The sequence below is a fragment of the Pelomonas margarita genome (assembly GCF_043555875.1).
In the GTDB taxonomy this organism is placed as follows: Bacteria; Pseudomonadota; Gammaproteobacteria; order Burkholderiales; family Burkholderiaceae_C; genus Pelomonas; species Pelomonas margarita.
In genome coordinates, this window is the sequence record NZ_JBIGHW010000004.1 from 16,386 (window position 1) to 41,131 (window position 24,746).

The 24,746-nt window shown below is 67.7% G+C and carries 22 protein-coding genes and 1 tRNA gene; 12 read left to right on the forward strand and 11 right to left on the reverse strand.

What is annotated here, in order from left to right; genetic code table 11:
• The first annotated feature begins 38 nt into the window (after positions 1–38).
• From ACG0Z3_RS08590 to ACG0Z3_RS08605, 4 genes are all read left to right on the forward strand, one after another.
• Positions 39–884, forward strand: coding sequence for an NAD-dependent epimerase/dehydratase family protein (locus tag ACG0Z3_RS08590; protein ID WP_394396869.1), 846 nt, complete (start codon positions 39–41; stop codon positions 882–884).
• Entirely contained in the window at positions 881–1,855 is a 975-nt protein-coding gene (locus ACG0Z3_RS08595; RefSeq protein WP_394396870.1) for an SMP-30/gluconolactonase/LRE family protein, read from the forward strand. Before ACG0Z3_RS08590 ends, ACG0Z3_RS08595 begins: the two co-directional genes overlap by 4 nt.
• Positions 1,855–2,898, forward strand: a complete 1,044-nt coding sequence (locus ACG0Z3_RS08600; RefSeq protein ID WP_394396872.1) for an aldose epimerase family protein — start codon at positions 1,855–1,857, stop codon at positions 2,896–2,898. Before ACG0Z3_RS08595 ends, ACG0Z3_RS08600 begins: the two co-directional genes overlap by 1 nt.
• An 88-nt stretch (positions 2,899–2,986) precedes the next feature.
• Entirely contained in the window at positions 2,987–4,120 is a 1,134-nt protein-coding gene (locus ACG0Z3_RS08605) for an ABC transporter substrate-binding protein (RefSeq protein ID WP_394396873.1), read from the forward strand.
• A gap of 210 nt (positions 4,121–4,330) precedes the next feature.
• Here the strand turns inward: ACG0Z3_RS08605 and ACG0Z3_RS08610 are convergent, their stop codons facing one another.
• From ACG0Z3_RS08610 to prfB, 5 genes are all read right to left on the reverse strand, one after another.
• The gene (locus ACG0Z3_RS08610; RefSeq protein WP_394396875.1) at positions 4,331–5,647 is read right to left on the reverse strand and encodes an SGNH/GDSL hydrolase family protein; all 1,317 of its coding nucleotides are present in this window, start codon (positions 5,645–5,647) and stop codon (positions 4,331–4,333) included.
• Between the two features lie 430 nt (positions 5,648–6,077).
• Positions 6,078–6,153: transfer RNA gene (locus tag ACG0Z3_RS08615), tRNA-Thr, on the reverse strand.
• 48 nt (positions 6,154–6,201) lie between these two features.
• Positions 6,202–7,218 (reverse strand): class 1 fructose-bisphosphatase, encoded by a 1,017-nt coding sequence (locus tag ACG0Z3_RS08620; protein WP_394396876.1) that lies wholly within the window; start codon positions 7,216–7,218, stop codon positions 6,202–6,204.
• Positions 7,219–7,229: 11 nt separating this feature from the next.
• Complete coding sequence (pepN, locus tag ACG0Z3_RS08625; RefSeq protein WP_394396878.1) at positions 7,230–9,893, reverse strand: aminopeptidase N; 2,664 nt, start codon at positions 9,891–9,893, stop codon at positions 7,230–7,232.
• A 98-nt stretch (positions 9,894–9,991) separates the two neighbouring features.
• Positions 9,992–11,096, reverse strand: a protein-coding gene (prfB, locus tag ACG0Z3_RS08630; RefSeq protein ID WP_394396879.1) for a peptide chain release factor 2 whose coding sequence is annotated in 2 segments (ribosomal slippage) — positions 9,992–11,014 and positions 11,016–11,096 — 1,104 coding nt in all. Because the reading frame shifts where the segments join, the coding sequence is not laid out codon by codon here.
• Positions 11,097–11,212: 116 nt separating this feature from the next.
• Here prfB and ACG0Z3_RS08635 point away from each other — a divergent pair.
• Both ACG0Z3_RS08635 and ACG0Z3_RS08640 read left to right on the forward strand, forming a co-directional pair.
• On the forward strand, positions 11,213–13,390 hold the full coding sequence (locus ACG0Z3_RS08635; protein WP_394396881.1) for a S9 family peptidase: 2,178 nt from the start codon (positions 11,213–11,215) through the stop codon (positions 13,388–13,390).
• On the forward strand, positions 13,383–13,640 hold the full coding sequence (locus ACG0Z3_RS08640) for a DUF4212 domain-containing protein (protein ID WP_394396882.1): 258 nt from the start codon (positions 13,383–13,385) through the stop codon (positions 13,638–13,640). Before ACG0Z3_RS08635 ends, ACG0Z3_RS08640 begins: the two co-directional genes overlap by 8 nt.
• 16 nt (positions 13,641–13,656) lie before the next feature.
• Here the strand turns inward: ACG0Z3_RS08640 and ACG0Z3_RS08645 are convergent, their stop codons facing one another.
• A complete protein-coding gene (locus ACG0Z3_RS08645; protein ID WP_394396884.1) occupies positions 13,657–14,571 on the reverse strand; it encodes an alpha/beta fold hydrolase in 915 nt (304 codons plus the stop codon).
• Positions 14,572–14,612: 41 nt separating this feature from the next.
• Here ACG0Z3_RS08645 and ACG0Z3_RS08650 point away from each other — a divergent pair, with 41 nt between their 5' ends.
• Complete coding sequence (locus tag ACG0Z3_RS08650) at positions 14,613–15,137, forward strand: GNAT family N-acetyltransferase (RefSeq protein WP_394396885.1); 525 nt, start codon at positions 14,613–14,615, stop codon at positions 15,135–15,137.
• Between the two features lie 85 nt (positions 15,138–15,222).
• Positions 15,223–16,914, forward strand: coding sequence for an acetate--CoA ligase (locus ACG0Z3_RS08655; RefSeq protein ID WP_394396886.1), 1,692 nt, complete (start codon positions 15,223–15,225; stop codon positions 16,912–16,914).
• 105 nt (positions 16,915–17,019) lie between these two features.
• On the opposite strand, the gene ACG0Z3_RS08660 is transcribed toward ACG0Z3_RS08655, so the two are convergent.
• The 5 genes from ACG0Z3_RS08660 to ACG0Z3_RS08680 all read right to left on the reverse strand — a co-directional run bounded on the left by ACG0Z3_RS08660 (position 17,020) and on the right by ACG0Z3_RS08680 (position 20,014).
• Positions 17,020–17,670 carry a hypothetical protein gene (locus tag ACG0Z3_RS08660; RefSeq protein ID WP_394396887.1) on the reverse strand — a complete coding sequence of 217 codons (651 nt, stop codon included), beginning with the start codon at positions 17,668–17,670 and terminating at the stop codon, positions 17,020–17,022.
• A gap of 9 nt (positions 17,671–17,679) precedes the next feature.
• Positions 17,680–18,375: a hypothetical protein gene (locus tag ACG0Z3_RS08665; RefSeq protein ID WP_394396888.1), complete on the reverse strand. Its 696-nt coding sequence runs from the start codon at positions 18,373–18,375 to the stop codon at positions 17,680–17,682.
• Between the two features lie 78 nt (positions 18,376–18,453).
• Positions 18,454–19,194 (reverse strand): hypothetical protein, encoded by a 741-nt coding sequence (locus ACG0Z3_RS08670; RefSeq protein ID WP_394396889.1) that lies wholly within the window; start codon positions 19,192–19,194, stop codon positions 18,454–18,456.
• A gap of 32 nt (positions 19,195–19,226) precedes the next feature.
• Positions 19,227–19,466, reverse strand: coding sequence for a helix-turn-helix domain-containing protein (locus ACG0Z3_RS08675; protein ID WP_268168466.1), 240 nt, complete (start codon positions 19,464–19,466; stop codon positions 19,227–19,229).
• A complete protein-coding gene (locus tag ACG0Z3_RS08680) occupies positions 19,466–20,014 on the reverse strand; it encodes a DUF2975 domain-containing protein (protein WP_394396890.1) in 549 nt (182 codons plus the stop codon). Before ACG0Z3_RS08680 ends, ACG0Z3_RS08675 begins: the two co-directional genes overlap by 1 nt.
• A gap of 90 nt (positions 20,015–20,104) precedes the next feature.
• On the opposite strand from ACG0Z3_RS08680, the gene ybaK reads away from it, so the two are divergent.
• From ybaK to ACG0Z3_RS08700, 4 genes are all read left to right on the forward strand, one after another.
• Positions 20,105–20,593, forward strand: a complete 489-nt coding sequence (ybaK, locus tag ACG0Z3_RS08685) for a Cys-tRNA(Pro) deacylase (protein WP_394396891.1) — start codon at positions 20,105–20,107, stop codon at positions 20,591–20,593.
• A gap of 158 nt (positions 20,594–20,751) precedes the next feature.
• Positions 20,752–21,462: a glycerol-3-phosphate 1-O-acyltransferase PlsY gene (gene plsY, locus ACG0Z3_RS08690; protein ID WP_394396892.1), complete on the forward strand. Its 711-nt coding sequence runs from the start codon at positions 20,752–20,754 to the stop codon at positions 21,460–21,462.
• 4 nt (positions 21,463–21,466) lie between these two features.
• A complete protein-coding gene (locus ACG0Z3_RS08695) occupies positions 21,467–21,820 on the forward strand; it encodes a RidA family protein (RefSeq protein ID WP_394396893.1) in 354 nt (117 codons plus the stop codon).
• A 635-nt stretch (positions 21,821–22,455) separates the two neighbouring features.
• Positions 22,456–24,699 (forward strand): SIR2 family protein, encoded by a 2,244-nt coding sequence (locus tag ACG0Z3_RS08700; protein WP_394396894.1) that lies wholly within the window; start codon positions 22,456–22,458, stop codon positions 24,697–24,699.
• The last annotated feature ends 47 nt before the right edge of the window (positions 24,700–24,746 follow it).

Here is a 24,746-nt window from a genome sequence, read left to right on the forward strand (position 1 = left end):
ACCCCCTGCTCGTGGCCCGCTGCCGGGCCCGCCCCGCCATGCAAGAACTGACCGGACTGCGCTTCAAGCGCCTTCTGCTGACCGGCGCTGCCGGCACCCTGGGCCGCATGCTGCGCCCGCGCCTGAAGCGCTACTGCGAGACGCTGCGCGTCTCCGACCTCGCCGCGATGGAGCCCGCCGGTGACGGCGAGGAAGTCGTCATCGCGCCGCTGGAAGACGAGGCTGCGATGCTCGCGCTGCTGGAGGGCGTGGACGCCGTGCTGCACTTCGGCGGCGTGTCCGTCGAGAAGCCGTTCTCCACCGTGCTGCCCGCCAACATCGTGGGCGCCTACAACCTCTACGAAGCCGCGCGCCGCCAAGGCACCCGGCGCATCGTCTTCGCCAGCTCCAACCACGTCACCGGCTTCTACGGCCAGGGCGAGACCATCCTGGCCAACGTCGTGCCGCGCCCGGACAGCTTCTACGGCCTGTCCAAGGCCTTCGGCGAGAACCTGGCGCAGTACTACTTCGACCGCCACGGCCTGGAGACCGTCAGCATCCGCATCGGCTCCTGCCTGCCCGAGCCGCAGGACCGCCGCCACCTGGCCAGCTGGCTCAGCCACGACGACATGGAGCGCCTGCTCGTCGCTGCCCTGAGCGCGCCCGTGGTGGGCCACAGCATCGTCTACGGCTGCAGCGACAACCGCACCACCTGGTGGGACAACGCCCAGGGCCGCCATGTCGGCTACCGGCCGCAGGACAGCTCCGAGCCCTGGCGCGCACAGCTGGAGGCCAAGCAGCCTCACATCGACCCCACGCGCCCCGAGGCCCGCTACCAGGGCGGCGTCTTCGTGACGCAGGGCCCGTTCCCCTTCGCAGGCCAGCCGGGCGGAGAGGGCGCATGAGCCACGTGCACGGGCCGTCCATCCCCTTCCAGCCCGCCGCGCGGCTGCCGGATGCGGCCTTCGAGATCCTCGCGCCCGAGGGCCGCGAGCTGCGCCTGTTCTCCGCCTGCGTGGAGCAGCTCGCCACCGGCCTGCAGTGGGCCGAAGGACCGGTGTGGTTTGGCGACGGGCGCTACCTGCTGTGGTCCGACATCCCCAACGACCGCATCCTGCGCTGGGACGACTGCAGCGGCCAGGTCAGCGTGTTCCGCCAGCCGGCCGGCAACGCCAACGGCCATGCGCGTGATGCGCAGGGCCGGCTCATCAGCTGCGAGCACCTGGGCCGGCGCATCACGCGCACCGAGTTCGACGGCCGCATCACGGTGTTGGCCGACCGCTTCTCGGAGAAGCCACTGAACTCACCCAACGACATCACCGTCGCGCCCGACGGCGCCATCTGGTTCACCGACCCGGAGTTCGGCATCAGTGGCGACTGGGAAGGCGCGCCGGCCGCGCGCGAGCAGCCGCATGGCGTCTACCGGCTCGACGGCCAGACGGGCGAGCTGCAGCGTGCCATCGACGACCTGGCCGGCCCCAACGGCCTGGCCTTCACGCCCGAAGGCCGGCTGCTGGTGGTGGAAAGCCGCGCGCAGCCGCACCGGCTGATCTGGTCGTACGCCGTGGACGGCGCAACGGTCAGCGACAAGCGCCTGCTCATCGACGCCCAAGGCCCTGGCGCCTTCGACGGCATTGCGCTGGACACGCAGGGCCGTATCTGGTGCGGCTTTGGCGGCGGCGGCCAGCCGGGCGTGGATCCGGCGCCGCTGGACGGCGTGCGCGTCTACAGCCCGCAGGGTCAGCCGCTGGCCCACATCCACCTGCCCGAGCGCTGCGCCAACCTGTGCTTCGGCGGCGCCAAGGGCAACCGGCTCTTCATGGCCAGCAGCCACTCGCTGTATGCCCTCTATGTCCATGCCCGAGGTCTTGTGTGATGAACGCTGAACCCGCCGTCGCCCAGCGCGAGTACGGCCGCCTGCCCGATGGGCAGGTGGTCCACGAATACCGCCTCGACAACGGCCATGGCCTGGTGCTGACGGCGCTGGACTGGGGCGGCATCGTGACTGGCCTCTGGGTGCCGGGTCTTGCCGACAGCATCGTGCTGGGCCTAGCCGACCTGCCGGCCTACCTGGCCGGCGCCGGCTCGCACCTGGGCGTCATCGCGGGGCGCTACGCCAACCGCATTGCCGGCGGCAGCTTCGTGCTCGACGGCCAGCGCCATCAACTCGTCACCAACGATGGCCCCAACTGCCTGCATGGCGGCCCGGCCGGCTTCGGCGCGTCGCTGTGGCGGGCGCAGCCGGCGGCCGATGGCAGCGCCAGCCTCACACTGTCCCTGCACAGCGCGCATGGCGACATGGGCTTCCCCGGCGCGCTGGACGTGCGCGTGCGCTACACGCTGGGCGAGGACATGAGCTGGCGCGTGGACTACGAGGCCACGACGGACCGGCCCACGGTGGTCAACCTGACCTCGCACGCCTACTTCAACCTCGCCGGCGTCCGCGCCGGGTCGGCCCTGGGGCACCGCTTGCAGTTGCTGGCCAGCCGCTACACCGTGCCCGGGGCGCACAGCATCCCGCTGCACCATTCGCCGGTGGCGGGCACGCCGTTTGATTTCCGCGCTGAGCGCGTCATCGGCGGCGAGATGGGCTATGACCACAACTGGCTGCTTGACCATCCGCTGGACGGTCAACTGCACCCGGCCGCGCGGCTGGTGGAGCCGGCCTCCGGCCGATGGATGAGCATCGCCACCACCGAGCCGGCGCTGCAGTTCTATGCCGGCATCTGGATGGACGGCTCGCTCGGCAGCGCCGACGGTGTGCGCTACACGCGCGGGGCCGGGGTCTGCCTGGAGACGCAGCACAGCCCCGACTCTCCCAACCGGCCAGTGGGGCCAGATTGGCCGACGACCGTGCTGCGGCCGGGCGAGGTGTTCCGTTCGTCCACGCTGCACCGCTTCGGCCACGGCCCGGGCTGAGCCCGTTCCGCCGTCGCGGAAGGGCTCTATGGCCTGCTGCGGTGGTTTCGGTTAGCGTCACCGTAGACCCATCCGGGAGTCCGCGCGCATGGCCACACCGACCTTCGATGAACGACGCCGCCAGACCCTGGCCTGCCTGCTGGCCGCCGGCCTGCCGCTGGGCTGCAGCGCGCCGCGGCCGGTACGGCTGGGCTTTGTGGCTGAGCTCAACGACACCTCGTCCGACCTGGCGCGCACGGCACGCAACGGTGCCTTGCTGGCCGTACAGGCGGCTAACGAGGCGGGCAGCGAGCTCGGGCCGGTCGAGCTGGTCGTCCGTGACCTGGGCGGCACGCCCGTCGACGCGCAGCGCGCCGTCGAGGAACTTGCCCAGGCCGGCGTTGTCGCCGCCATCGGCGCCGTGACCAGCGTGGGCACGCAGCGCCTGCTCGACGCTGCCACGCCCCGGGGCTTGCTGCTGGTGTCGCCCACCGCCAGTTCGCTGGACCTGCATGGCCACGACGATCTGCTGTTCCGCATCAACGGCACCACGCGTGACAACGGCCTGGCCTATGCGCGCCGCTGTGTCGAGAGGCGCGGGCTGCGCCAGGTGGCCGTGGCCAGGACGGCCCGTAACAAGAGCTTTGCCGACAGCTGGGCCCGCGAGTTCAAGGCGGCGTTGACGGGCCTGGGTGGCCAGGTCGTGCAGCAGGTGGACTTCGACTCGCTGAGCGATTCGCTGGTGGACGTGGCCCGGCAGTTGTCGCAACTGGCCGGCGTGCAGGCCATCGTCATCATCGGCAACGCGGTGGATGCAGCCCGTCTGACGCAACTGTTGCGCAAGCAGCGGGCTGACCTGCCCATCCTGGTGTCCGAGTGGGCGGCGTCGGAGCAGTTGCTGGAGCTGGGCGGCCAGGCCGTGGAGGGTGTGGAGCTCATCCAGCTCTACGACCGGCACGACCAGTCCCCGCGGTTCACGCGCTTCGCGCAGCGCTACGAGAAACAGTTCCGGGAGATGCCGGGCTTTGGCAGCGTGGGCGGGCATGACGCTGCCACGGCAGTGCTGGACGCTCTGCGCCGCAAGGCACGCGCCATGCCGCTGAAGGACGCGCTGCGCACGCAGGGGCCGTTCGACGGGTTGCAGCAGCCGGTGGCCTTCGATGTGAACGGCGACAACCTGCAGCGCAAGCCGTTCTTTGTGAGCATCCAGTCCGGAAGATTCGTGCCGGCCGTCGGTGCCTGAGGCGGGCCGAGCGCCGCGTCAAAAAAAGCGGCGGTCTGCTCGCGCAGCCGCCGCAAGTGACAGGACACCCCACCAGCCCGGGGCGCCCGACCAGAGAGTGGTCATGATTGGCGCAAATTGTGAGCGCTATCTTTTGTGTTGCCAAGTGATCGGCGGCATCGCACGCCGTCTCATGAGGGCTTTGAGTGAAGACGCTGACCGCGTGGCGCTTCAGCGGGCCGGGCAGCGGCGCTCCAGCAGCGGCAGCGGAAAGAAGTCCGCCATCGCCTGGTAGCCCGCCAGCGAGGGATGGAGCCCGTCATTGTCGAGCTCCCGGCGCAGGTGGGATGGGCGGGCGGGGTCCCGTACCAGGGCGTCGAAATCCACGACTGCGTCGAAGCGGCCGGGCGTGCGTATCCAGTCGTTCAGCGCCTGCCGGTCCGCCTCGTTCTCGGGGCCGGGCTGGTAGTAGCCGCTGCCGCCGTAAGGCATCACGGTGCCGACGAACAGGCACACGCCGCGCCCGCGGGCCTGGCTCGCCAGCGTGGTCAGGCCCTGCTGCAGCTCGGCCAGCAGGGCGGCGCGCGAGGCCGGTGTTGTCGTGCGCTGGCGATGGCTGCTGCCCAGGTCATTGACGCCAGCCAGCAGCACCACGTGCGTGACACCGCTGCGCGACAGCGCGTCGCGCTCGAAGCGCGACACCAGGCGGGGCCCGAGGCCGTCCTGCAGCAACCGGTTGCCGCCGATGCCCGTGTTCACGACCGAGCCCGGCCGACCCTGCGCGGCGAGGCGGCGGGCGAGGGCATCCGTCCAGCGCTGGTAGCTGCCGGACGGTACGCCATAGCCGTCGGTGATGGAGTCGCCGGTGGCCACGAGGACCGGCTGCGGTGCCGCACCGCCTACGTCCACGGCAGCCAGGTGCCACCAGCCCGGCTGAGCGGTGGCGTCGGGCCAGTCGACAGCGTCCGCCTTCCCGCCCGGCTGCGCCCAGCTGTGGATGCGCGCGCCAGGGTGCACCGTCGCCCGGGCCGGCGACCCGACGATGTGCATCTGCACCGCCACGTCCGCCCGTGCGGGCACGGGCAGGGCGACCGGGTCGCTCCAGGCCTCCTCGCCGGGGCCCAGCACGAGCTCGCGGCGGCCCTGGAAGTGCAACGGCTGCAGGCTGCCGGCCTGTAGTTGCGGGGCGCCGCTTTCGGTGCCCGGCTGCACGCGCGCCACGCTGGCGGCGCCCAGCGTCAAGGGCTCGCGGCCGAACAGGTTGCTGACGCGCACCCGCATCGTCTGGCCGGCCACCGTCGTGCGCACGATCTGGCGCAGGCTGACATCGCGCAGCGGCGACTGCCAGGCCGCGGCCGGTGCCGGGCTGGCAGGAGCGAGCTGCTGCTCCAGCTGGGCGCTGCCCCAGGCGGCCAGCCAGTCGGTGGCCTCACGGGCAGGCGGCGCGCTGCTGCAGGCCGACAGCAGCAGCGCACCCGCCAAGGCGCCCGACAGGACGGGCCGGCGCGACAGGCGTGCGCTGTGGGACGGTTCGAACGACGAGGGCATGCCAGCGGTCTCCTGGTAGAACATCAAATGATATCGCTACCAGATTGGCTGTTTCGGGATGATGCGCTTGGTGTTCGGCAATGAGTACTGTATAAATATACAGATTCAACGAAAGGCCACGCCATGCTCAGCCAGTACCGCCAGACCTACACCCCCAGCCGCCCACTGCCGCGTTGGCTGCAGCGCCTGATCAGTTGGCTGTGAGGCACGTTGCCGGGGGCGGCGTGACGAGTGCGCGACTGCCCGCACCAGCGGCGCCTGGGTTGCGCGTGTGCTGGGTCGCCTGGGCTAGGGAGTGCGTCAGCACGGCTTGTCGCTGCGATGCCTGCTGACGACGCCGCTTGCCACGCCACCCGCTACACGGAGGCTACATGGCGCCCAGAAACAACAAAGCCCAGCGGGTGAGGCTGGGCTGAGTACTTGATATCTGTGGTGCCGGCAAGAGGAGTCGAACCCCCGACCTTCGCATTACGAATGCGCTGCTCTACCAACTGAGCTATGCCGGCTATGCGGATCGCAGGTTTGCGTTCCTCAAGAGCCCGCCATTATAGCCACTATTTTTGAGCCGCTTCGCGGTGGTACGCAGCGATGCGTTCAACCTCGTTTTTCGAGCCCAGCGCCACGGCCACGCGTTCGTGCAGCTTGGTGGGGTTGAGGTCCATGATGCGCTCGGTGCCGTTGACGGCCGCACCGCCGGCCTGCTCGATGAGGAAGGCCATCGGGTTGGCTTCGTACATCAGGCGCAGCTTGCCGGGCTTGTCGGGCTCGCGCTGATCCCAGGGGTACAGGAACACGCCGCCGCGGGTCAGGATGCGGTGCACGTCGGCCACCATGCTGGCCACCCAGCGCATGTTGAAGTCCTTGCCGCGGGGGCCTGTCGAGCCGGCTAGGCATTCGTCGATGTAGCGCGTCACCGGCGGCGCCCAGTGGCGCATGTTGGACATGTTGATCGCGAACTCCTTGGTGTCGTCCGGGATCTTGACCTCGTCCTGCGTCAGCACCCAGGAGCCGGTCTCGCGGTCCAGCGTGAACATCGCGACGCCGTCACCCACGGTCAGCACCAGCATGCTCTGCGGGCCGTAGACGCAGTAGCCGGCTGCGGCCTGCTGCTTGCCGGGCTGCAGGAAGTCTTCCTCCGCCACGCCGCGCGAATGACCCACCTTGCGCAGCACGCTGAAGATGGTGCCGATGGATACATTGACGTCGATGTTGCTGGAGCCGTCCAGGGGATCGAACAGCAGCAGGTACTCGCCCTGCGGGTAGCGGTTGGGCACGACGTAGATGCTGTCCATCTCCTCGCTGGCCATGGCGGCGAGGTGGCCGCCCCATTCGTTGGCCTCGATGAGCACCTCGTTGGCGATGATGTCGAGCTTCTTCTGGACTTCGCCCTGCACGTTCTCGCTGCCGGCAGAGCCGAGCACGCCGCCCAGGGCGCCCTTGTTGACGGCGATGGCGATGCGCTTGCAGGCGCGCGCGACAACCTCGATCAGCAGCCGCAGCTCCTGCGGGATGTGGCCGTGTTCGCGCTGTTGCTCGATGAGGTATTGGGTGAGGCTGGTCTGGCGTGACATGGGTGTGCTGCTTAGGTTCCAGAGGCGAGGGCGCGTTCGACGATTTCTCGAACGTCGGTGGACAGGTCGGGCTTGGCGGCCACGCGGGCCACGGCCTCGCGGGCGGCGCTGCGGTAGGGCTCGGCCAGCACCGCCCAGCGGTCCATCGCGCGGGCGATGCGGCTGGCCAGCTGCGGGTTGATGGCGTCCACCGCCAGCACCTGCTCTGCCCAGAATACATAGCCGCCCGCGTCGGCACGATGAAAAGCGGCCGGGTTGAACATGCACAGCGACGCCAGCAGGCTGCGCGCGCGGTTCGGGTTCTTTAGCGTGAAGTCGGCGTGCTTGGTCAGCGCCTTGGCGCGGGCGAACACGCGGCCTTCGCTTTCCGGTGCGCGTGCCTGCAGCGCGAACCACTTGTCGATGACCAGCGCATCGTCCTTGAACAGCGCGTGGAAGCGCTCCAGTGCCGGCGCGGCCAGCTCGGCGCCGGCGTTGACCAGCGCGGCCAGCGCACCGAGGCGGTCCGTCATGTTGGACGCATCCTTGAAGCGTTGGTAGGCCTTGCCGGGCCACACGGTATCGCCGGTGGCCTGTGCGTCCAGCACGAGCATGGACAGCGCGAGGTTGGCCAGCGCGCGCTTGCCGGAGGACACCGGATCCGGCGTGTAGCCGCCGGCGATCTGGTTGGCCTCGAAGGCGGCAGCCCAGTCGTCACGCAGCGCGCCGGCGAGCTGCTGTTGAGCCGCCATGACCGCGGCGTGGATGGCCTGCGGGTCGACGACGTCCAGCTGCTCGGCGATGTAAGCCTCGCCCGGCAGCGTCAGCGCCAGTTCCTTGAAGGCGGCATCCAGCTCGGGGTGGTTGAGCAGGCCGCGCATCGCGTCGATGAAGACGGGGCTGAGCTGCAGCGGCTGGCCGGCGCGCAGCGCGTGCAGGATGCGGTTCAGCGCCAGGCGCTGGCCGGCTTCCCAGCGGTTGAACGGGTCGTTGTCATGGCGCATCAGCACCAGCAGCGCAGCGTCGGACAGGCCGTCGTCGAGCACCACGGGTGCCGAGAAGCCGCGCAGCAGCGACGGCACGGGTTCGCTGTCGATGTCCTCGAAGACGAAGGTCTGCTCGGCCTGATCCAGCACCAGCACGGTCTCGGTGTCGCCGTTGGCGTTCAGCGCCAGCGCGGCGCCGTGGCGGTCCAGCAGGCCCATGACGACGGGGATGACCTGTGGCAGCTTGTCGCTCTGGCCCGGCGTGGCGGGCGTGTGCTGTGCCAGGCGCAGCGTGTAGGTGCGCGCGGCTGCGTCGTGCTCGCCGTGGGCCTTCACGCGCGGCGTGCCGGCCTGCGCGTACCAGCGCTTGAAGGCGTCCAGGCGTGTGGCGAGCGCCGAGCCGGGGTTGGCGTCGGCGATGGCTGCGGCGAAGTCGTCGCAGGTCACGGCCTGGCCGTCGTGGCGCTCGAAGTACAGCTTCATGCCGGCCTCGAAGCCCTTGCGGCCGACCAGCGTCTGGTACATGCGGACGACTTCCGAGCCCTTCTCGTAGACGGTGGCCGTGTAGAAGTTGTTGATCTCGCTGTAGCTGTCCGGGCGCACCGGGTGGGCCATGGCGCCGCTGTCCTCGGGGAACTGCAGCGCGCGCAGCTGGCGCACGTCCTGGATGCGGCAGACGGCGCGGGCCGACGACGTGCCGGCCATGTCCATGCTGAATTCCTGGTCGCGGAAGACGGTCAGGCCTTCCTTCAGCGACAGCTGGAACCAGTCGCGGCAGGTCACGCGGTTGCCGGTCCAGTTGTGGAAGTACTCGTGGGCGACGATGGACTCGATGCGGGCGAAGTCCGCGTCCGTGGCCGTGGCCGGCGAGGCGAGCAGGGCGCTCGTGTTGAAGATGTTCAGGCCCTTGTTCTCCATCGCACCCATGTTGAAGTCGGACACGCCGACCACCATGAAGCGCTCCAGGTCCAGCGGCAGGCCGAAGCGGGCCTCGTCCCAGACGATGGAAGCGATGAGGCTGTTCATCGCGTGCTCGGTCTTCTCCAGGTCGCCCCGGCGCACGTAGACCTGCAGCAGGTGGTCCTTGCCGGCGCGGGTGCGCACGCGCTGCTCGCGCGCGACGAGGTCGCCCGCGACGACGGCGAACAGGTAGCTGGGCTTGGGGAAGGGGTCGTTCCAGACAGCGAAGTGGCGGCCGTTCTCCAGCGTGCCGCTGCTCGTCAGATTGCCGTTGGACAGCAGCACTGGGTACTTGGCCGCATCGGCGCGCAGCGTGACCGTGTAGACGGCCATCACGTCCGGGCGGTCCAGGAAATAGGTGATGCGGCGGAAGCCCTCGGCCTCGCACTGCGTGAAGAAGCTGCCGCCCGACGTGTACAGGCCCGACAGCGCCGTGTTCTTCTCCGGCGCGATGGTGTTGCGGATCTCCAGCGCGAAGTCGTCGTCCGGCGGGTTGTCGATGACGAGCTCGTGGCCCTCCTGGCGGAAGGACACGCCGGCGCCGTTGATCAGCGCTCGCAGCAGGTTCAGCTCCTCGCCGTGCAGGCGTAGCGGGCCGTGCGGCACGGCGCGGTTGCGCTCCACCTGCATCTTGCTCGTGACGAGGGTCTTGGCGGGGTCCAGGTCGAAGCTCAGGTCGACCTTGCGGATCCAGAACGGGGGCTGCTGGTAGTCCAGCCGCTGGATCAGGGGAGCGGTGCCTTCACGCATGAGGGGCTTCCTTGGGAGGGGGAGGGCGCGGCGGGCGTCGGGTTACGACGTCCGCCAGGGGCTGGCCGGGCTGTGCGCGTGGCCAGCATTGCGGGGCATCAGATGCCTTGCTTCAGGCTCTCGGTGATGAAGGGGTCGAGGTCACCGTCCAGCACCTTCTGCGTCGCGGAGGTCTCGTAGTTGGTGCGCAGATCCTTGATGCGACTCTGGTCCAGCACATAGCTGCGGATCTGGTGGCCCCAGCCGACGTCGGTCTTGGTGTCCTCCAGCGCCTGCTGCTCGGCCATGCGCTTCTTCATCTCATGGTCGTACAGGCGCGAGCGCAACCGCTTCCAGGCGACGTCGCGGTTGCTGTGCTGGCTGCGGCCGTCCTGGCATTGCACGACGATGCCGGTCGGGATGTGCGTCAGGCGCACCGCCGAGTCGGTCTTGTTGATGTGCTGGCCACCGGCGCCGCTGGCGCGGAAGGTGTCCGTGCGCACGTCTGCCGGGTTGATGTCGATCTCGATGCTGTCGTCCACCTCGGGGTAGACGAACAGCGACGCGAACGAGGTGTGGCGACCGCCGGACGAGTCGAACGGCGACTTGCGCACCAGTCGGTGCACGCCGGTCTCGGTGCGCAGCAGGCCGAAGGCGTACTCGCCCTCGACCTTGATGGTGGCGCTCTTGATGCCGGCCACGTCGCCCGGCGTCTCGTCTTCCATCGTTGCCTTGAAGCCCTTGCGCTCGGCGTACTTCAGGTACTGGCGCAGCAGCATGCCGGCCCAGTCGCAGGCCTCGGTGCCGCCGGCGCCGGCCTGGATGTCGATGAAGCAGTTCAGCGGGTCGGCCGGGTTGTTGAACATCCGGCGGAACTCGAGTTCCTCGACCTTGGCCTGCAGGGCCTTGGCGTCCTCCTCGATGGCCAGCATGCCGGCCTCGTCGCCCTCGTCCTTGCTCATCTCGAACAACTCGGCGTTGTCCGCCAGCGAGCCGGTCAGGTGCGTGATCGTTTCGACCACGGTCTCCAGCGCGCGCTTCTCCTTGCCGAGTTCCTGGGCCCGCTTGGGGTCGTTCCAGACGTTGGGGTTCTCGAGGGCGGCGTTGACTTCGTTCAGTCGCAGGGCTTTGCGATCGAAGTCAAAGATACCCCCTTAGCGCGTCGGTGCGCGCTGAGAGGTCGGCCAGGGAGTTGCCGATTTGGTTGATGTGTTCGATATCCATGACGGGCACAACCGTGCAGTTCGGGAAAGGCCGCGATTTTTGCATGCGCCCGAGCAGGCACACTCTGCGTCGCCGGGGCCAGGCTGCCGAGGGCAGCGCCCGGCCGGAGAGCTCCCATGCATCTGCTGCCTACCTGGCGTGCGCTGGCCCACACGGCTGCGCTTGCCACCAGCCTGATCTGCGCCACCAGCGCCGCCCATGCCCAGGACGCGCCGCGCGCGCCCGTCGCCGCCAAGAAGCCCAAGGACGTCAGCGTGCACGGCGACCGCCGCATCGACGACTACTTCTGGTTGCGCGAGAAGGACCACCCCGAGGTGCAGGCCCACCTGAGGGCCGAAGCCGCCTACGCGGATGCCTGGTTCAAGCCCCATGCGGCCGCCGAGGCCCGGCTGTTCGAGGAGATGAAGGGCCGCGTGCAGCAGCGCGACCAGGGCGTGCCGCAGCGCGAAGGGCGCTGGTGGTACGTCAGCCGCATCGATGTCGGCCAGCAATACCCCGTCTACGTGCGAAGCGCCGCGCAGGGCCCGCAGCGGCTGCACGACCCGCAGGCGCCCGAGCAGGTGGTGCTGGACCTCAACGAGCTGGCCAAGACGCGCAAATTCGTCAACCTCAACGCCGTCGCCGTCAGCCCCGACGGGCAACTGCTCGCCTACGGCGTGGACGCGACTGGCGCGCGTGACTTTGAGCTGCACGTGCGCGACCTGACGACCGGCGAAGACCGCGTCATCGCCACCACACCGCATGCCGACGCGTTCGAGTGGTCGGCTGACGGCAAGACGCTGTTCTACATCCGCCACAACGAGGCCCGCCGCTCTCACCAGCTGTGGCACCACCGGCTGGGCGCTGCGCAGGACCAGCTGGTGCACGAGGAGCCGGACGAGCTGTTCAACCTGATGCTCGCCAAGTCGCTGGATGGCCGCACGCTGATGCTGGGCTCGCGCTCCAAGGACACCATGGACTGGCGCGTGCTGCCGGCCGACCAACCCGAGGGCCGCTGGCGCGAGGTGTTGCCGCGCAAGTCCGGCCAGGAGTACGCCGTCACGCCCTTTGGCGACGAGCTGCTGCTGCGCATCGACGACCGCGGCGTGAACTTCCGACTGCTGCGCCTGCCGATGAAGTCCGGCGCCGGTGCGCTGTTCAAGCCGGCCGACCTGGCCCGCGCCCAGGAGCTCATCCCTCACCGCGCCGATGCGATGGTGGAGCAGGCGGTGGCCTTCAAGACTCATGCCGTCGCGCAGATCCGCGAGGGCGGCTCGGTCAAGCTGCGCCTCTACCCGCTGCGAAGCGGCAAGCCGCGCGACATCAGCTTCCAGGAGCTTGCCTACAACGCCGTGCTGACCCCGCAGCGCGAGTTCGACGCGCCGCGCGTGCGCTTCGCCTACAACTCGCTCACCACGCCGGCCAGCACCTATGAGGCCGACCTGGCCACGGGCGCGCTGCAGTTGCTCAAGGTCGCCCCGGTGCAGGGCGGCTACGACGCCAGCCTCTACACCAGCGAGCGTGTGTGGGTGACGGCGCGGGACGGCGTCAAGGTCCCGGTGAGCCTGGTCTACCGCAAGGACAAGCGCCGCGCCGGTCCGCAGCCGCTGTGGCTGTACGGCTATGGCAGCTATGGCATCCCCAGCGACCCGCGCTTTGCCAGCAGCCGGCTGTCCATGCTGGACCGCGGCGTCATTTACGCCATCGCCCACATCCGTGGCGGAGGCGACCTGGGCCGCCAGTGGTACCTGGACGGCAAGCTCGACAAGAAGATGAACACCTTCACCGACTTCGTCGCCTGCGCCGAGGCACTGGTGAAGCAGGGCTACACCCAGCCCAGCCAGCTCATCATCCATGGCGGCAGCGCTGGCGGCCTGCTGGTGGGCGCGGCCACCAACCTGCGGCCCGACCTGTTCAAGGCCGTCGTCGCGCAGGTGCCTTTCGTCGACGTGCTCAACACCATGCTGGACGCCAGCCTGCCGCTGACCACTGAGGAATACATCGAGTGGGGCAACCCCAACAAGGCCGACGAGTACGCCTGGATGCGCGCCTACAGCCCCTACGACAACCTGAAGCCGGCCACCTACCCGGCCGTGCTGGCCAAGACCGCCATCAACGACAGCCAAGTGCCCTACTGGGAGGCCGCCAAGTACGTCGCACGGCTGCGCGAGCTGAACCAGGGCGCCGCGCCGGTGCTGTTCGACATCAACATGACGGCCGGCCACGGCGGCGCCTCTGGCCGCTTCGACGCGCTGCGCGAGACCGCGCGCACCTATGCCTTCATGCTGCAGCAGTGGGGCTTGCTGAATGACTGAGCCCGGGCACGGCGATTACTGGCGCCGCACGCGCCGCCTGACCGCCGGGCTGCTGCTGGCCTGGGCGCTGGTGGCCTTTGTGCCCGTGGTGTTCGCGCGCGAGCTCAGCGTGGAGCTGTTCGGCTGGCCGCTGGCCTTCTGGCTGGCCTCGCAGGGCGCGCTGCTGGGCTTCTGCGCCATCGTCATCGTCTACGCGCGGCGCATGCGCCGGCTGGACGAGGAGTTCGCCGAGCGCGCGGATCGCAGCTGAGGCGCGGCGCCCGGGGTCAGACCTTGCTCAGGAAGGCCTCGACCGCCTCGGCCAGCGCCTGGGGCTGGTCGTGGTGCAGCATGTGCCCGGCGTCCTGCAGTACCGTGCGGGCCAGGTCGGCCACCACAGCCAGCCGCGACTCGAACTCCTCGCGCGGGTAGCGCCCGCCCCAGAAGCGCGTCAGCTGGTCGTCGCTGCCCTCCACCCACAGCGTGGGCGCCGTGATGCGCTGCCAGCAGGCCAGCACCTCGGCCTTGCGATACAGAACTGGGTTGGACAGCTTGTGCGCTGCGTCAGCGTTGAGCTGGAAGCCTGTCGGTGATTCATCGGGCACGGGGCGCGCCCAGTGACCGGCCAGCCAGGCGGCCTTGTCGGCAGGCAGGCGTGGGTTGGTCTTGCGCAGGCGCTCGGCCACGTCGGCTAGCGTCGCGTAGGGGCGCAGCGTGGGCGGGTCCTTCAGCTCGTCCAGCCAGCGCGCCAACCGATCGGGCGCGGCGGCGGGCGACACGTCGGGCATGCCGAAGCCTTCCAGGTTCACCAGCCGGCGCACGCGCTGCGGGCGCACGCCCGCATAGCTCATCACCACGTTGCCGCCCATGCTGTGGCCGACCAGGTCGACCGGTGCATCGGGGCTGACGCTGTCCAGCAGCGCGTCCAGGTCAGCCAGGTAGTCGGGGAACCAGAAACAGTCTGCCCCGCCCGCGTCGCTGAGGCCGAAACCGCGCCAGTCCAGCGCGATCACCTCGCGCGCCTCGCGCATCGCGTCGACAAGGAACTGGAACGACGCGCCCACGTCCATCCAGCCATGCACCAGCACCAGCGGCGGCCGCCCCGGCAAGGCCTGGCCCCAGCGCAGCAGGTGGTGGCGCAGCCCGCGCAGGGTCAGGAATTCACTGCGGTGCGGGCGATGAACGGCGTAGACATGGGGCATATCCGCACTGTAGGCGACGGCGCAGCCCCGACAATGCGGCCATGCCCCGCCCAGACATCCGCCCCGCCGAACCCCGCGACCTTCACGTCATCGTCCAGTTGATCAGCGAGCTGGCCGAGTTCGAAAACCTGAGCCACCTGCTGGCGGTCACGCCCGAGTCGCTGGCGCCGCATCTGTTCGGTGACGAGCCGGCGGCCGAGTGCGTGGTGGGCGAGGTCAATGGCGAGGTGGTCGCGTTCGCGCTGTTCTACAAGAACTTCTCGACCTTCCTGTGCCAGCCGGGCCTGTACCTGGAAGACCTGTACGTGCGCCCCGCCCACCGCCGCAGCGGTCTAGGCCGCGCGCTGCTCATCCACCTGGCCCAGCTGGCCTGCGAGCGCGGTTACGGCCGCTTCGACTGGACGGTGCTGGACTGGAACGAGGATGCCATCCGCTTCTACGAATCGCTGGGCGCTGACGTGATGCCCGAGTGGCGGATCTGCCGCCTCGCCGGCGATGCGCTGGAGCGCTACAGCGACGGCGAACGCCCGAGCCGCTGGTCGCCCTCCGCCTGGCTGGGGCTTTAGCCTGGTACTGACCCCGGGCTAGCCCCGGGGCGCCAGTCCGGCCGGGCTGGCTAGCATGAGCTCCCCTTGTCCGAACGGGTGGCCCATGGCGGAAGACCGATACGCGCAGCTGCATGCCGATTTCCGCTGGCAGGTGCCGCACGACTTCAACCTCGCCGAGGCCTGCTGCGGCCGCTGGGCGCGCGCCACGCCTAAGGCCACCGCTATCTACTTCGAGAGTGACAGCGGCTGCCGTGCGCAGTACAGCTACGCGCAGCTGCAGCGCGCCGCCAACCGCCTGTCCAACGCGCTGATGGCCCAGGGCGTGAGGCGCGGCCACCGTGTTGCGGTGCAACTGCCACAGCGCTTCGAGACGGCCGTGGCCCACATCGCCATCCAGCAGCTCGGCGCGGTGGCGTTGCCGCTGTCCATGCTGTTCGGCGCTGAGGCGCTGGCCTACCGGCTGCAGGACAGCGGCGCCGTGCTGGCCATCGCCGCCTGCGAGGCCATGCCCGCGCTGCGCGCGGCCCGGCCGGACTGCCCGGCGCTGCGGCGCATCATCGTCGTCGGCGACTGCCCGCCCGCGCGCGATGAACTCGGTTGGATGGACGCGTTGCAGGCCGAGGCCGCGAGCTTCACCCGCGTCGCCACGCGCGCTAGTGACGCGGCGCTGCTGCTCTACACCAGCGGCACCACCGGCAACCCCAAGGGCGCGCTGCTGCCGCAGCAGGCGCTCATCGGCAACCTGCCGGGCTTCATCGCCAGCCAGGACTGGTTTGGCTTCGACCCGCAGGATGCGCGCCAGCCCAGCGACGCCGTCTTCTGGAGCCCCGCAGACTGGGCCTGGACGGGCGGGCTGATGGATGCGCTGCTGCCCAGCCTTTACTTCGGCCGGCCCATCGTGGCCTGGCAGGGCCGCTTCGCGGCGGACAAGGCCTTCGAGCTGATGGCGGCCTACGGCGTTACGCACGCCTTCCTGTTCCCGACCGCGCTCAAGGCCATGATGAAGGCCGCCCCCCGGCCCAGGCGCCGCGGCCTCAAGCTGCGCACGCTGATGAGCGCCGGCGAGGCCGTGGGCGACGCGGTGTTCACCTGGTGCCGCGACGCGCTGGGCGTGCCCGTCAACGAGATGTTCGGCCAGACCGAGATGAACTACGTGCTCGGCAACTGCCAGCGCCTGTGGCCGGCGCGGCCCGGCAGCATGGGCCGCGCCTACCCCGGCCACCGCGTGGCCGTCATCGACGACGACGGCCGCGAATGCGCGCAGGGCCAAGTGGGTGAGGTGGCTGTGCACGCGCGCGATCGCCATGGCGCGCCCGACCCGGTCTTCTTTCTCGGCTACTGGAACAACGATTCCGCCACCCGCGCCAAGTTCACTGGCGACCCGGCCGACAGCTGGTGCCGCACCGGCGACCTCGCGCGCCTGGAGGCCGACGGCAGCTTCTGGTACGAGGGCCGCGCGGACGATGTGTTCAAGAGCGCCGGCTACCGCATCGGCCCCGGTGAGATCGAGAACTGCCTGCTCAAGCACCTGGCCGTCGCCAACGCCGCCGTCGTGCCCAAGCCCGACGCTGAGCGTGGCGCGCTGGTGAAGGCCTACGTCGTACTGGCCGACGGGCATGTGGGAGACGCCGCGCTGGTGGCCGCGCTGCAGGCCCACGTCAAGGCGCGCCTGGCGCCTTACGAGTACCCGAAGGAGGTCGAGTTCATCGCCGCGCTGCCGATGACGACCACCGGCAAGGTGCAGCGGCGCGTGCTGCGGCTGCAGGAGCAGCAGCGCGCTGGGCTGGCCGCGTGAGCCCGGTGGGCTGGGGTAAGACGCGCGAACCCCAGCGGCCGGGAACGGTGCTGTTTTGGTCAGTGTCAGCTGACTCGTTACGCGGACAGCGACGCACGCTGCCGCTCACTTGCACTGATAGGGCTTGCCCATCATCGCGACGGTGCGCGGCGCCACGCTGCGGTTGAAGGGGTCGCTGTCGGAGATGCGCGAGCGGAACACCTCGACGCAGGTGCTGCCCTTGCGCAGCACGCTGCGGTGTTCGCCCAGCGCGCCGACGACTTGGGACTGCGCGGCCTTGGGCTCCTCCACCCAGGCGCCGGCGCCGCCGGTGGCGTCGGCGATGCGGTCCTCCAGCGTCCGCCGGGGCGTGTTGCTGCGCGGGTCGCTGAGCGCCGGGTTGCGCTGGGCAGCGGCCGAGGCGGTGTACTGCGGTGGCAGCGTCAGCCGCAGGGCGGTGCGCGGTGGCTCGCCGGGCGGTGCGGTGGGCGGCGTGGCCGGCGTGGTCGGCGGAGCGGGGGCGTCCGCCGCCACCGTGTAGGGCGGCGGCGAGATCTGTGGCGCTGGCGCGAGGGGCGGCGGCAGGCGCGTGATGCGGAGGGTGTCGGCGATGGGCGACTGCACCCGCGGCTGCGGCTGGATCAGCCGCACGGTGGTGGCCTGCCGTTCGCGCGCCGGCGCCAGGCCGGGCGGTCGGTGCAGCAGCGCCGCCACCAGCAGCGCCGCGTGCAGCGCGACGACAAATGCGCGTGCGGCCCAGCGGTGGTGTGTCGCCATGGGCGCCGGTTACAGCTTGATGGACAGCTTGGTGCCCGGCGGCGGCACGAGCCGGGCCGCGTCGGGCCAGTTCTCCTGGCCGGTCAGCACGGTGCAGGGGCGGCTGGCCTCACCCTTCTTGGTCTCAGGCTCGCGCTCGCCCGTGGCCGGCTGCAGCGGCAGGCCCAGCAGCTGGCCGTTCTCCGTCCAGGTCAGCTCCCAGGTCGGCGCGTCGCTGCAGATGCGTACGCCCTGGCCGCGTGGGAACAGCCAGCGCAGGTAGAAGGGCAGCAGCTCCTCACGCAGCTTGCGCCCCACCTGCATGATGCGGCGCACGGTGGCCAGGTCCAGCTGTTCGGGCGGCGTGGTCAGCTTGACGGTGCCGTTCACGGCCAACTCGCCCTTGGCCGCGTTGGTGGCGAGGTCGGCGGTCTTGGCCTCGGCGTCGGGCAGCAGGGGCAGGTCGAAGCGGCCCTCGGCGTCGAGCTTGATCGGGTGGTCGGCCTCGTCGCTGCGTACCGCCATGCGCAGCTCGGCCAGCGGCTTTTTCGTCTTCTCGGGGATGACACGGAAATCCATGCGGAACAGCCCCTCGCCATGCTGGCGCAGCTTGCTCAGCAATTGGTTGAGCTGGGCGTAGGGCAGTACCGCGCCGTCGCGCTTGAGCTCGGTGCGCACGGCCGGCAGCACCTGGGTGTCCGAGGCCGGGGCGGCCGGACTGGCCATCAGGAGTGACGTTAGCAACAGAGGTGTGACCAGGGGGCGCATGGCGGGCTCGCAGGCGTTTGGGGGTGGGTGGGGCGGTCAGCTGCCTTGCAGCTTCACGCTGAGGTGGGTGCCGGCGGGCGGCAGCAGGCGGGCGCTGTCGGGCCAGCTTTCCTGGCCGGTCAGCAGCGCGCAGGGGCGGGGGCTCTTGGCATCCTGCGCGTCGCGCTCGCCGGCGGTGGCAGGCAGAGCCAGGCCCATCAGCTGGCCGCCTTCCGGCCATTCCAGTTCCCAGGTGGGCGTGGGGCTGCAAACGCGCACGCCTTCGATGCTGGGCACCAGCCAGCGCACGGCCCAGGGCAGAAGCTCCTCTCGCAGCGTGCGGCCCAGGGCGACGATCTCGCGCACCTTGCCCATCGTCAGCTGCTCCGGCGCGAGGTTGAGTTCCAGCGAGATCTTGGCCTTGAGGTGGCCCTTGGGCGTGTTGGTGGCGAAGTCGGCGGTCTTGGCCTCGGCCTCCGGCAGGATGGGCAGCTGGATCAGCCCCTGCGGGTCGATGGACAGCGGGTAGTCCTTGTCATCGGTGCGCACGGCGATGCGCACATCGGCCAGCGGCACCTTGGTGCGCTCGGGGTCGACCCGGAAGTCCATGCGGAACAAGTTCCTGCCGTGCAGCCGCAGCTTGGTGAGCACCTCGTTGAGCTGGCGGTAGGGGAGCACGGTGCCGTCGCGCTTGAGTTCGGTGTGTACGGGGGGCAGCACCAGGGTGTCTGCAGCCAGAGCGGGCAGGGCGCTCAGCAGCGCGGTGGTCAGCAGCAGGCGCGGGGCGAGGGAATGCATGAAGTCGATCGATAAGTCAGTGAATCAGGAAATCAGGGCGGGGTGTCGCCGTCGGGCTCAGGCTCGGGGCCGGGCTCCCAGGCGAGCAGCTCACCGGGCTGGCACTGCAGCACCTCGCAGATGCGCGCCAGCGTGTCGAAGCGCACGCCGCGCACCTTGCCGCTCTTGAGCAGCGACAGGTTGGCCTCGGTGATGCCCACCCGCTCGGCCAGCTCGCGCGAGCGCATCTTGCGCCGCGCGAGCATGACGTCGAGGGTGACGATGATGGGCATCAGACGAACTCGGCGTTCTCGTCTGCCACGCGGGCAGCTTCCGACAGCACCTGGGCCAGCGCCAGCAGCAGCAGGCCGAACAGCAGCGCGAGGTAATGGTCGGACGACAGCCCGAACCACAGCCGCCGCTCGCCCTTGCCGTTACCCCAGGTCAGCGCCAGGATGGCCAGCGTGTGGCCCAGCGGCTGGGCGGCGGCCAGGCTGCACACACCCAGGCCCAGGCGGCGCAGGTGCGCGGCCGGCCGGCGCGCCAGCAGCTCGCCCTGGGCGAAGCAGCCGAACAGCGACCACATCTGCCACAGCGTGAACAGGCTCGCCGCCGTGGGCAGCAGCATGGCCGCCAGGCCCCACAGCCGCGAGCCCAGGTCCAGCTGCATCGTACTCAGGCTCCAGGTGCGCGCGGCCACCTCGGCCACCCAGTCGGGCTGGGCCCAGAACACGAAGGGCAGGGTGCCGATGAACAGCGCGCCCACCAGGCTCAGCAGCCGCACGATCCAGGCCAGCCGGCGGATGCGCCGGTGGCCGTCGGTGGAAAAGGAGTCCGGCATGCACGCCTTCGTGAAACGAGAAAAACTTACTGTAAAACAATAAATCATTGCCGAGAAACAGAATATTCACACCCCCCCGAGAATGGCGGTATGAGCAAGAAGAGCACCCATGTCAGCGAGACCCCGGCCACGCAGATGCTCAAGCGCGCCGGCGTAGCCTTCACCGAGCATGTGTACGACTACGTTGACCACGGCGGCACGGCCGAGTCCTCCAAGCAGCTGGGCGTGGACGAGCATGCCGTCGTCAAGACGCTGGTGATGCAGGACGAGAAGGCCGAGCCCCTGATCGTGCTGATGCACGGCGACAAGACCGTCAGCCTGAAGGAGCTGGCGCGGCAGATCCCGTGCAAGAAGGTGGAGCCCTGCAAACCCGAGGTGGCGCAGCGCCACAGCGGCTACCAGGTTGGCGGCACCTCGCCCTTCGGCGTGCGCAAGGCCATGCCGGTGTTCGTGGAGGCGAGCATCCTGGCGCTGGAGAAGATCTGCATCAACGGCGGCCGGCGCGGCTACCTCGTCGGCATCGCGCCGCAGGTGCTGACCGAGCTGCTGGGCGCCCGGCCGGTGCACTGCGCGAACTAGACAAAGCCGGGCGTGGCGCGGCATGTCCGGAACCGAACTGCGATAGGTGTTGCGGGACGAAGCGGCGGGTCGCGACCCGCCCTACACCGCTGACGCGGCAGGCGGGCCGGGGGGGGCCGGGCCGGCGGGCCGCAGCGGCTGCATGACAATGCCGCCCCATGCAAACCGCTCTCCCTCTTCTTGCCGCCCTCGTGGGCTACCTGATCGGCTCGCTGTCGTTTGCCGTCATCGTGAGCCGCGCGATGGGTTTGTCCGACCCGCGCTCCTATGGCTCCGGCAACCCCGGTGCCACCAACGTGCTGCGCTCCGGCAACAAGGCCGCGGCCATCCTGACGCTGGTGTTCGATGCGCTGAAGGGCTACCTGCCGGTGCTCGCCGTCTACCTCTGGGGCGCGCCCCACGGCCTGGGCGAGGGCACGGCCGCGCTGGTGGGCCTGGGCGCTTTCCTGGGCCACCTGTGGCCGGTGTTCTTCAAGTTCGAAGGCGGCAAGGGCGTGGCCACGGCGGCCGGCGTCATCTTCGGCCTGAACCCGCTGCTGGGCGTGGCCACGCTGGCCACCTGGGCCATCATTGCTTGGTTCAGCCGCTACTCGTCGCTGGCCGCCATCGTGTCGGCCGCGTTCGCGCCGATGTATCAGTTGCTCATTTGGGAAGCCGGCCCCACCGCGCTGGCCCTCATCATCATGGGCTTGCTGCTGGTGTGGCGCCACCAGGCCAACATCAAGAAGCTGCTGGCCGGCACCGAGAGCAAGCTGGGCCAGAAGGCCGCGGGCGCAACGCCGGCCGCCGGCACCAGCAAGAAGCATCCGCACGGCACTGGCCCCCGCCCGGCCGGGCATTCGCATCACCACCCCTCACGAAAGAAGTGACCCCATGAGCAACAGCATCGAGCGTTACGACGTCGGCCCCCGCATGTCCGAGATGGCCGTCTACAACGGCGTGGCCTACCTGGCCGGCCAGGTGGCCGAAGACGGCAGCCAGGGCATCGAGGGCCAGACGGCCCAGGTGCTGGCCGCGATCGACAAGCTGCTGGCCCGCGCCGGCACCGACAAGACCCGCATCCTGCGCGCGCAGATCTTCATCGTCGACCTGGCCGATTTCGCCGCCATGAACGGCGTGTGGGAGCAGTGGGTCACGCCGGGCCACACCCCGCCGCGCGCCACTGTGCAGGCCGCGCTGGCCCGCCCGGAGTGGAAGATCGAGATCGTCGTGACCGCAGCGGTCTGATCGGATCGCTCATCCGCCTCGACAAGGGCGGCCTGGTCAGCGTTGATAGCGCTGGCGGGCTGCCCTTTTTCATGGGCGTGTTCCTGGCTGGCGATAGGAAGTTGTGCGTTTTTCCGGGAGGCGGGATCGGTGAGTGACCGCTTCAGGCTGATCAGAGACACTCGCCGCAAAATTACGAATGTCGGCGGCCGCAACAACCGGTCAGTGGGGCCGCCCGGCGACGCGGGTCCGGTGTTCATCCTGAACCGCCCGCCCAACGATAGGACGGGCGGCGCAGCACGAGAGCGACTGGGGTGCCTATCGGCTCGGAGAATTGCCCATCCAACCCCGACCGCGTTTTCTCGGAAGCCGACAGTAGCCCAGCTGTGGCAGACTGAAACGCAGCCCGATCACGAAACACGATTGTGGGCAGGGGCCAAAAAACCATTCAAGGAAATGAGGGAATTATGCTGTCGTCAGATGACTTGGAATCCCTTCGTCAAGGGCTATTTGCCGGTCAGTACAACCTTCTCCTTGGAAGTGGCGTATCTCTAGATTGCCGGGACCGAAATGGTCATGAATTGAAATCAGCGACTGCGCTCACGAAGGATTTGTGCGCACACAAGGGTGTGGGCGAGAATACTACGCTATCACGAGTGAGCCTCCTGCTTGATTCGGCAGAGACTGATAAGTATTTGACTCAACCTTACCTTGGTTGCAGGCCGGGCGAAACTGTTAAGAGACTTACTTCCTATGTGTGGAAGACAGTTTTTACATTCAATATTGATGACGCCCTAGAAAATGCATACGATTCGACTGAGCGGCCGAAGCAAAAAATTGAATCCCTTAATTACGACAGTGCATTCAAGACGCAGCCTAACAAAGGCCACCTGTCAGTAGTCCATTTGCACGGATTTACTAGGGAGCCAGAAAAGGGCTATGTTTTTTCGACCGCAGAGTATGGACGCGCCACCCGTGGGATGAGCGCCTGGATGCACGTCCTTTCCGAGCTAATGGCAAGCGAGCCATTCATCATTGCAGGAACCAGCCTGAATGAGCCGGATCTTGAATATTATCTAGCCGGCCGCACGTCGACATCGGCAAGAGCGAATCGTGGGCCATCCTTCCTGGTGGAGCCCTATCCCGACAAGATTACGGAACTGATATGCAAGGAGCACGGCCTAACGCTTGTGAAAGCGAAGCTATCGGAATTTCTTGCCTGGCTTTCCACCGAGCTGGGCGCGGCACCTACAGTTTCGCAACTGACGGTTCCGTCGATGGACGGCATATTCGGCACGAGGCCATCCGCGGAAGATCAGGTCAACTTCTTCTCCAGCTTTGAGTTGGTTAGACCTTCAGCCCCTAACGCGGAAGGCGAGGTGTCGCCGTTTTACTTCGGAAAAACCATTCGATGGTCAGATTTGGAATCGTCCATGGACGTTCCGACCAACGACGAGATGGCCATCGGCGCAAGGGTTAAGAACTGGACAAGCGGGGACGACGCCAAGGTCAAGCTGTTCAGCTTAAGTTCCGAGCCGGGTAGTGGGAGAACAACCATTATCCGAAGAATCGGCTACGACCTCGCTGGAGGCGGGGTGGTAGTGCTGAATCTGAATTCAAACTCAGTTATCGACCCGGAGAACGCGGCTAGAGTTCTTAGTGCAATCAATCGGCCAATCGTGTTACTCATAGATGGATTGGCAGACCATTCCCCGTCCATGCGTTCGTTAATTTCCTGCGTCAAGCTGAAGAGACCGCTTGCAATCTTATCGGCGGACCGTGATTACAGAAAAGATCACATAGACAGGGTTCTTGGCGACCTGGATATTGAATACTTCGGAGTCAGTGACTGGCCTGTTGAGTCCTACGAAGGGTTAGTGGAAAAGCTGCGTCGTGCTGGATTGTTGGGGGCATCTGATGCCGTTCGTTATCCGAAGAAGTTTGCGAACATGCTTCTGCGAGACCCCGTGGCAATTGCCTCATGCAGGGCTCTCAATAATTTCAAACCGCTTGAAACTATCGTAAGGTCGATTTGGAGCGATGCAAGTGAAAGCGATAGGCGTAGCTACGCGGTTGCAGCACTCGCTGAACATTGCTACCCAGGAGGTGTGGCTTATCCAATTCTTGAAAAATCATACCGAAACGCTGGCCTTAATAATCAACTGGAATTGGACTGCCCACTGCCATTAACCTATGCGGACGATGGTGATTATGTTTTGCCATTGAACCCTGTGATTGCAGATAGATTGCTGCATATGCTGGCAAGGGAAAAGCAAGCACTGCTCTTGGAGATATTCTCGATGCTCGCCGTGGCACTCTCTCCCTATGTTAATAGGCGCGCAACAATTTCGAGAACTCCTGAGGCGAAGCTCGCAGCTCGCCTATTCAGTGCGGAACAGGTCGCAAGACCATTGCTGGGCACATTTGCAGGAACATTCTTCAGTCAAGCCCGCGAGGCTTGGCAATGGAATTCTCGGTACTGGGAGCAGAGAGCATTACTGACGCAGGCGGAAAATATTGATTTGGCAATTCAGTATGCTCGACACGCGGTCGCTATTGAAGAGCATCCGTTCCCGTGGACGACACTCGCCTCACTTCTTTCAAAGAAGTTGGAGCTAACAAATGTCGGCGTCGATACAATCTATGGCGAGATTTATGAAATTTTAAATCAGGTTGTACGATATGAAAGTACAACAAAAGCATGGCGACCCACGCCGCACCCTTATGCGACGTTGTTCCATGCTACTAATATTTTTATTTCAAAGGGTGGCAAAATGCCGCCGAGGAAGCGCGATTGGATACTTCAACAGATTGAATTTTGCTCAAAGGTATTCTCGCGCGACAAAATGCTGAACGAGGCTGCTGACCGCATATTGGTGAGTATAAAACTGCCCAACTAGCGCAAAATATCGCCTGCGCACGGGCTATGACGGTCATGTCCCAGCGC

Excerpts from the sequence above, each read along its gene's own strand:
- ACG0Z3_RS08590 (WP_394396869.1), top strand. The coding sequence starts at position 39 with ATGCAAGAACTGACCGGACTGCGCTTCAAGCGCCTTCTGCTGACCGGC.
- ACG0Z3_RS08595 (WP_394396870.1), top strand. The coding sequence starts at position 881 with ATGAGCCACGTGCACGGGCCGTCCATCCCCTTCCAGCCCGCCGCGCGG.
- ACG0Z3_RS08600 (WP_394396872.1), top strand. The coding sequence starts at position 1,855 with ATGAACGCTGAACCCGCCGTCGCCCAGCGCGAGTACGGCCGCCTGCCC.
- ACG0Z3_RS08605 (WP_394396873.1), top strand. The coding sequence starts at position 2,987 with ATGGCCACACCGACCTTCGATGAACGACGCCGCCAGACCCTGGCCTGC.
- ACG0Z3_RS08610 (WP_394396875.1), bottom strand. The coding sequence starts at position 5,647 with ATGCCCTCGTCGTTCGAACCGTCCCACAGCGCACGCCTGTCGCGCCGG.
- ACG0Z3_RS08620 (WP_394396876.1), bottom strand. The coding sequence starts at position 7,218 with ATGTCACGCCAGACCAGCCTCACCCAATACCTCATCGAGCAACAGCGC.
- pepN (WP_394396878.1), bottom strand. The coding sequence starts at position 9,893 with ATGCGTGAAGGCACCGCTCCCCTGATCCAGCGGCTGGACTACCAGCAG.
- ACG0Z3_RS08635 (WP_394396881.1), top strand. The coding sequence starts at position 11,213 with ATGCATCTGCTGCCTACCTGGCGTGCGCTGGCCCACACGGCTGCGCTT.
- ACG0Z3_RS08640 (WP_394396882.1), top strand. The coding sequence starts at position 13,383 with ATGACTGAGCCCGGGCACGGCGATTACTGGCGCCGCACGCGCCGCCTG.
- ACG0Z3_RS08645 (WP_394396884.1), bottom strand. The coding sequence starts at position 14,571 with ATGCCCCATGTCTACGCCGTTCATCGCCCGCACCGCAGTGAATTCCTG.
- ACG0Z3_RS08650 (WP_394396885.1), top strand. The coding sequence starts at position 14,613 with ATGCCCCGCCCAGACATCCGCCCCGCCGAACCCCGCGACCTTCACGTC.
- ACG0Z3_RS08655 (WP_394396886.1), top strand. The coding sequence starts at position 15,223 with ATGGCGGAAGACCGATACGCGCAGCTGCATGCCGATTTCCGCTGGCAG.
- ACG0Z3_RS08660 (WP_394396887.1), bottom strand. The coding sequence starts at position 17,670 with ATGGCGACACACCACCGCTGGGCCGCACGCGCATTTGTCGTCGCGCTG.
- ACG0Z3_RS08665 (WP_394396888.1), bottom strand. The coding sequence starts at position 18,375 with ATGGCCAGTCCGGCCGCCCCGGCCTCGGACACCCAGGTGCTGCCGGCC.
- ACG0Z3_RS08670 (WP_394396889.1), bottom strand. The coding sequence starts at position 19,194 with ATGCATTCCCTCGCCCCGCGCCTGCTGCTGACCACCGCGCTGCTGAGC.
- ACG0Z3_RS08675 (WP_268168466.1), bottom strand. The coding sequence starts at position 19,466 with ATGCCCATCATCGTCACCCTCGACGTCATGCTCGCGCGGCGCAAGATG.
- ACG0Z3_RS08680 (WP_394396890.1), bottom strand. The coding sequence starts at position 20,014 with ATGCCGGACTCCTTTTCCACCGACGGCCACCGGCGCATCCGCCGGCTG.
- ybaK (WP_394396891.1), top strand. The coding sequence starts at position 20,105 with ATGAGCAAGAAGAGCACCCATGTCAGCGAGACCCCGGCCACGCAGATG.
- plsY (WP_394396892.1), top strand. The coding sequence starts at position 20,752 with ATGCAAACCGCTCTCCCTCTTCTTGCCGCCCTCGTGGGCTACCTGATC.
- ACG0Z3_RS08695 (WP_394396893.1), top strand. The coding sequence starts at position 21,467 with ATGAGCAACAGCATCGAGCGTTACGACGTCGGCCCCCGCATGTCCGAG.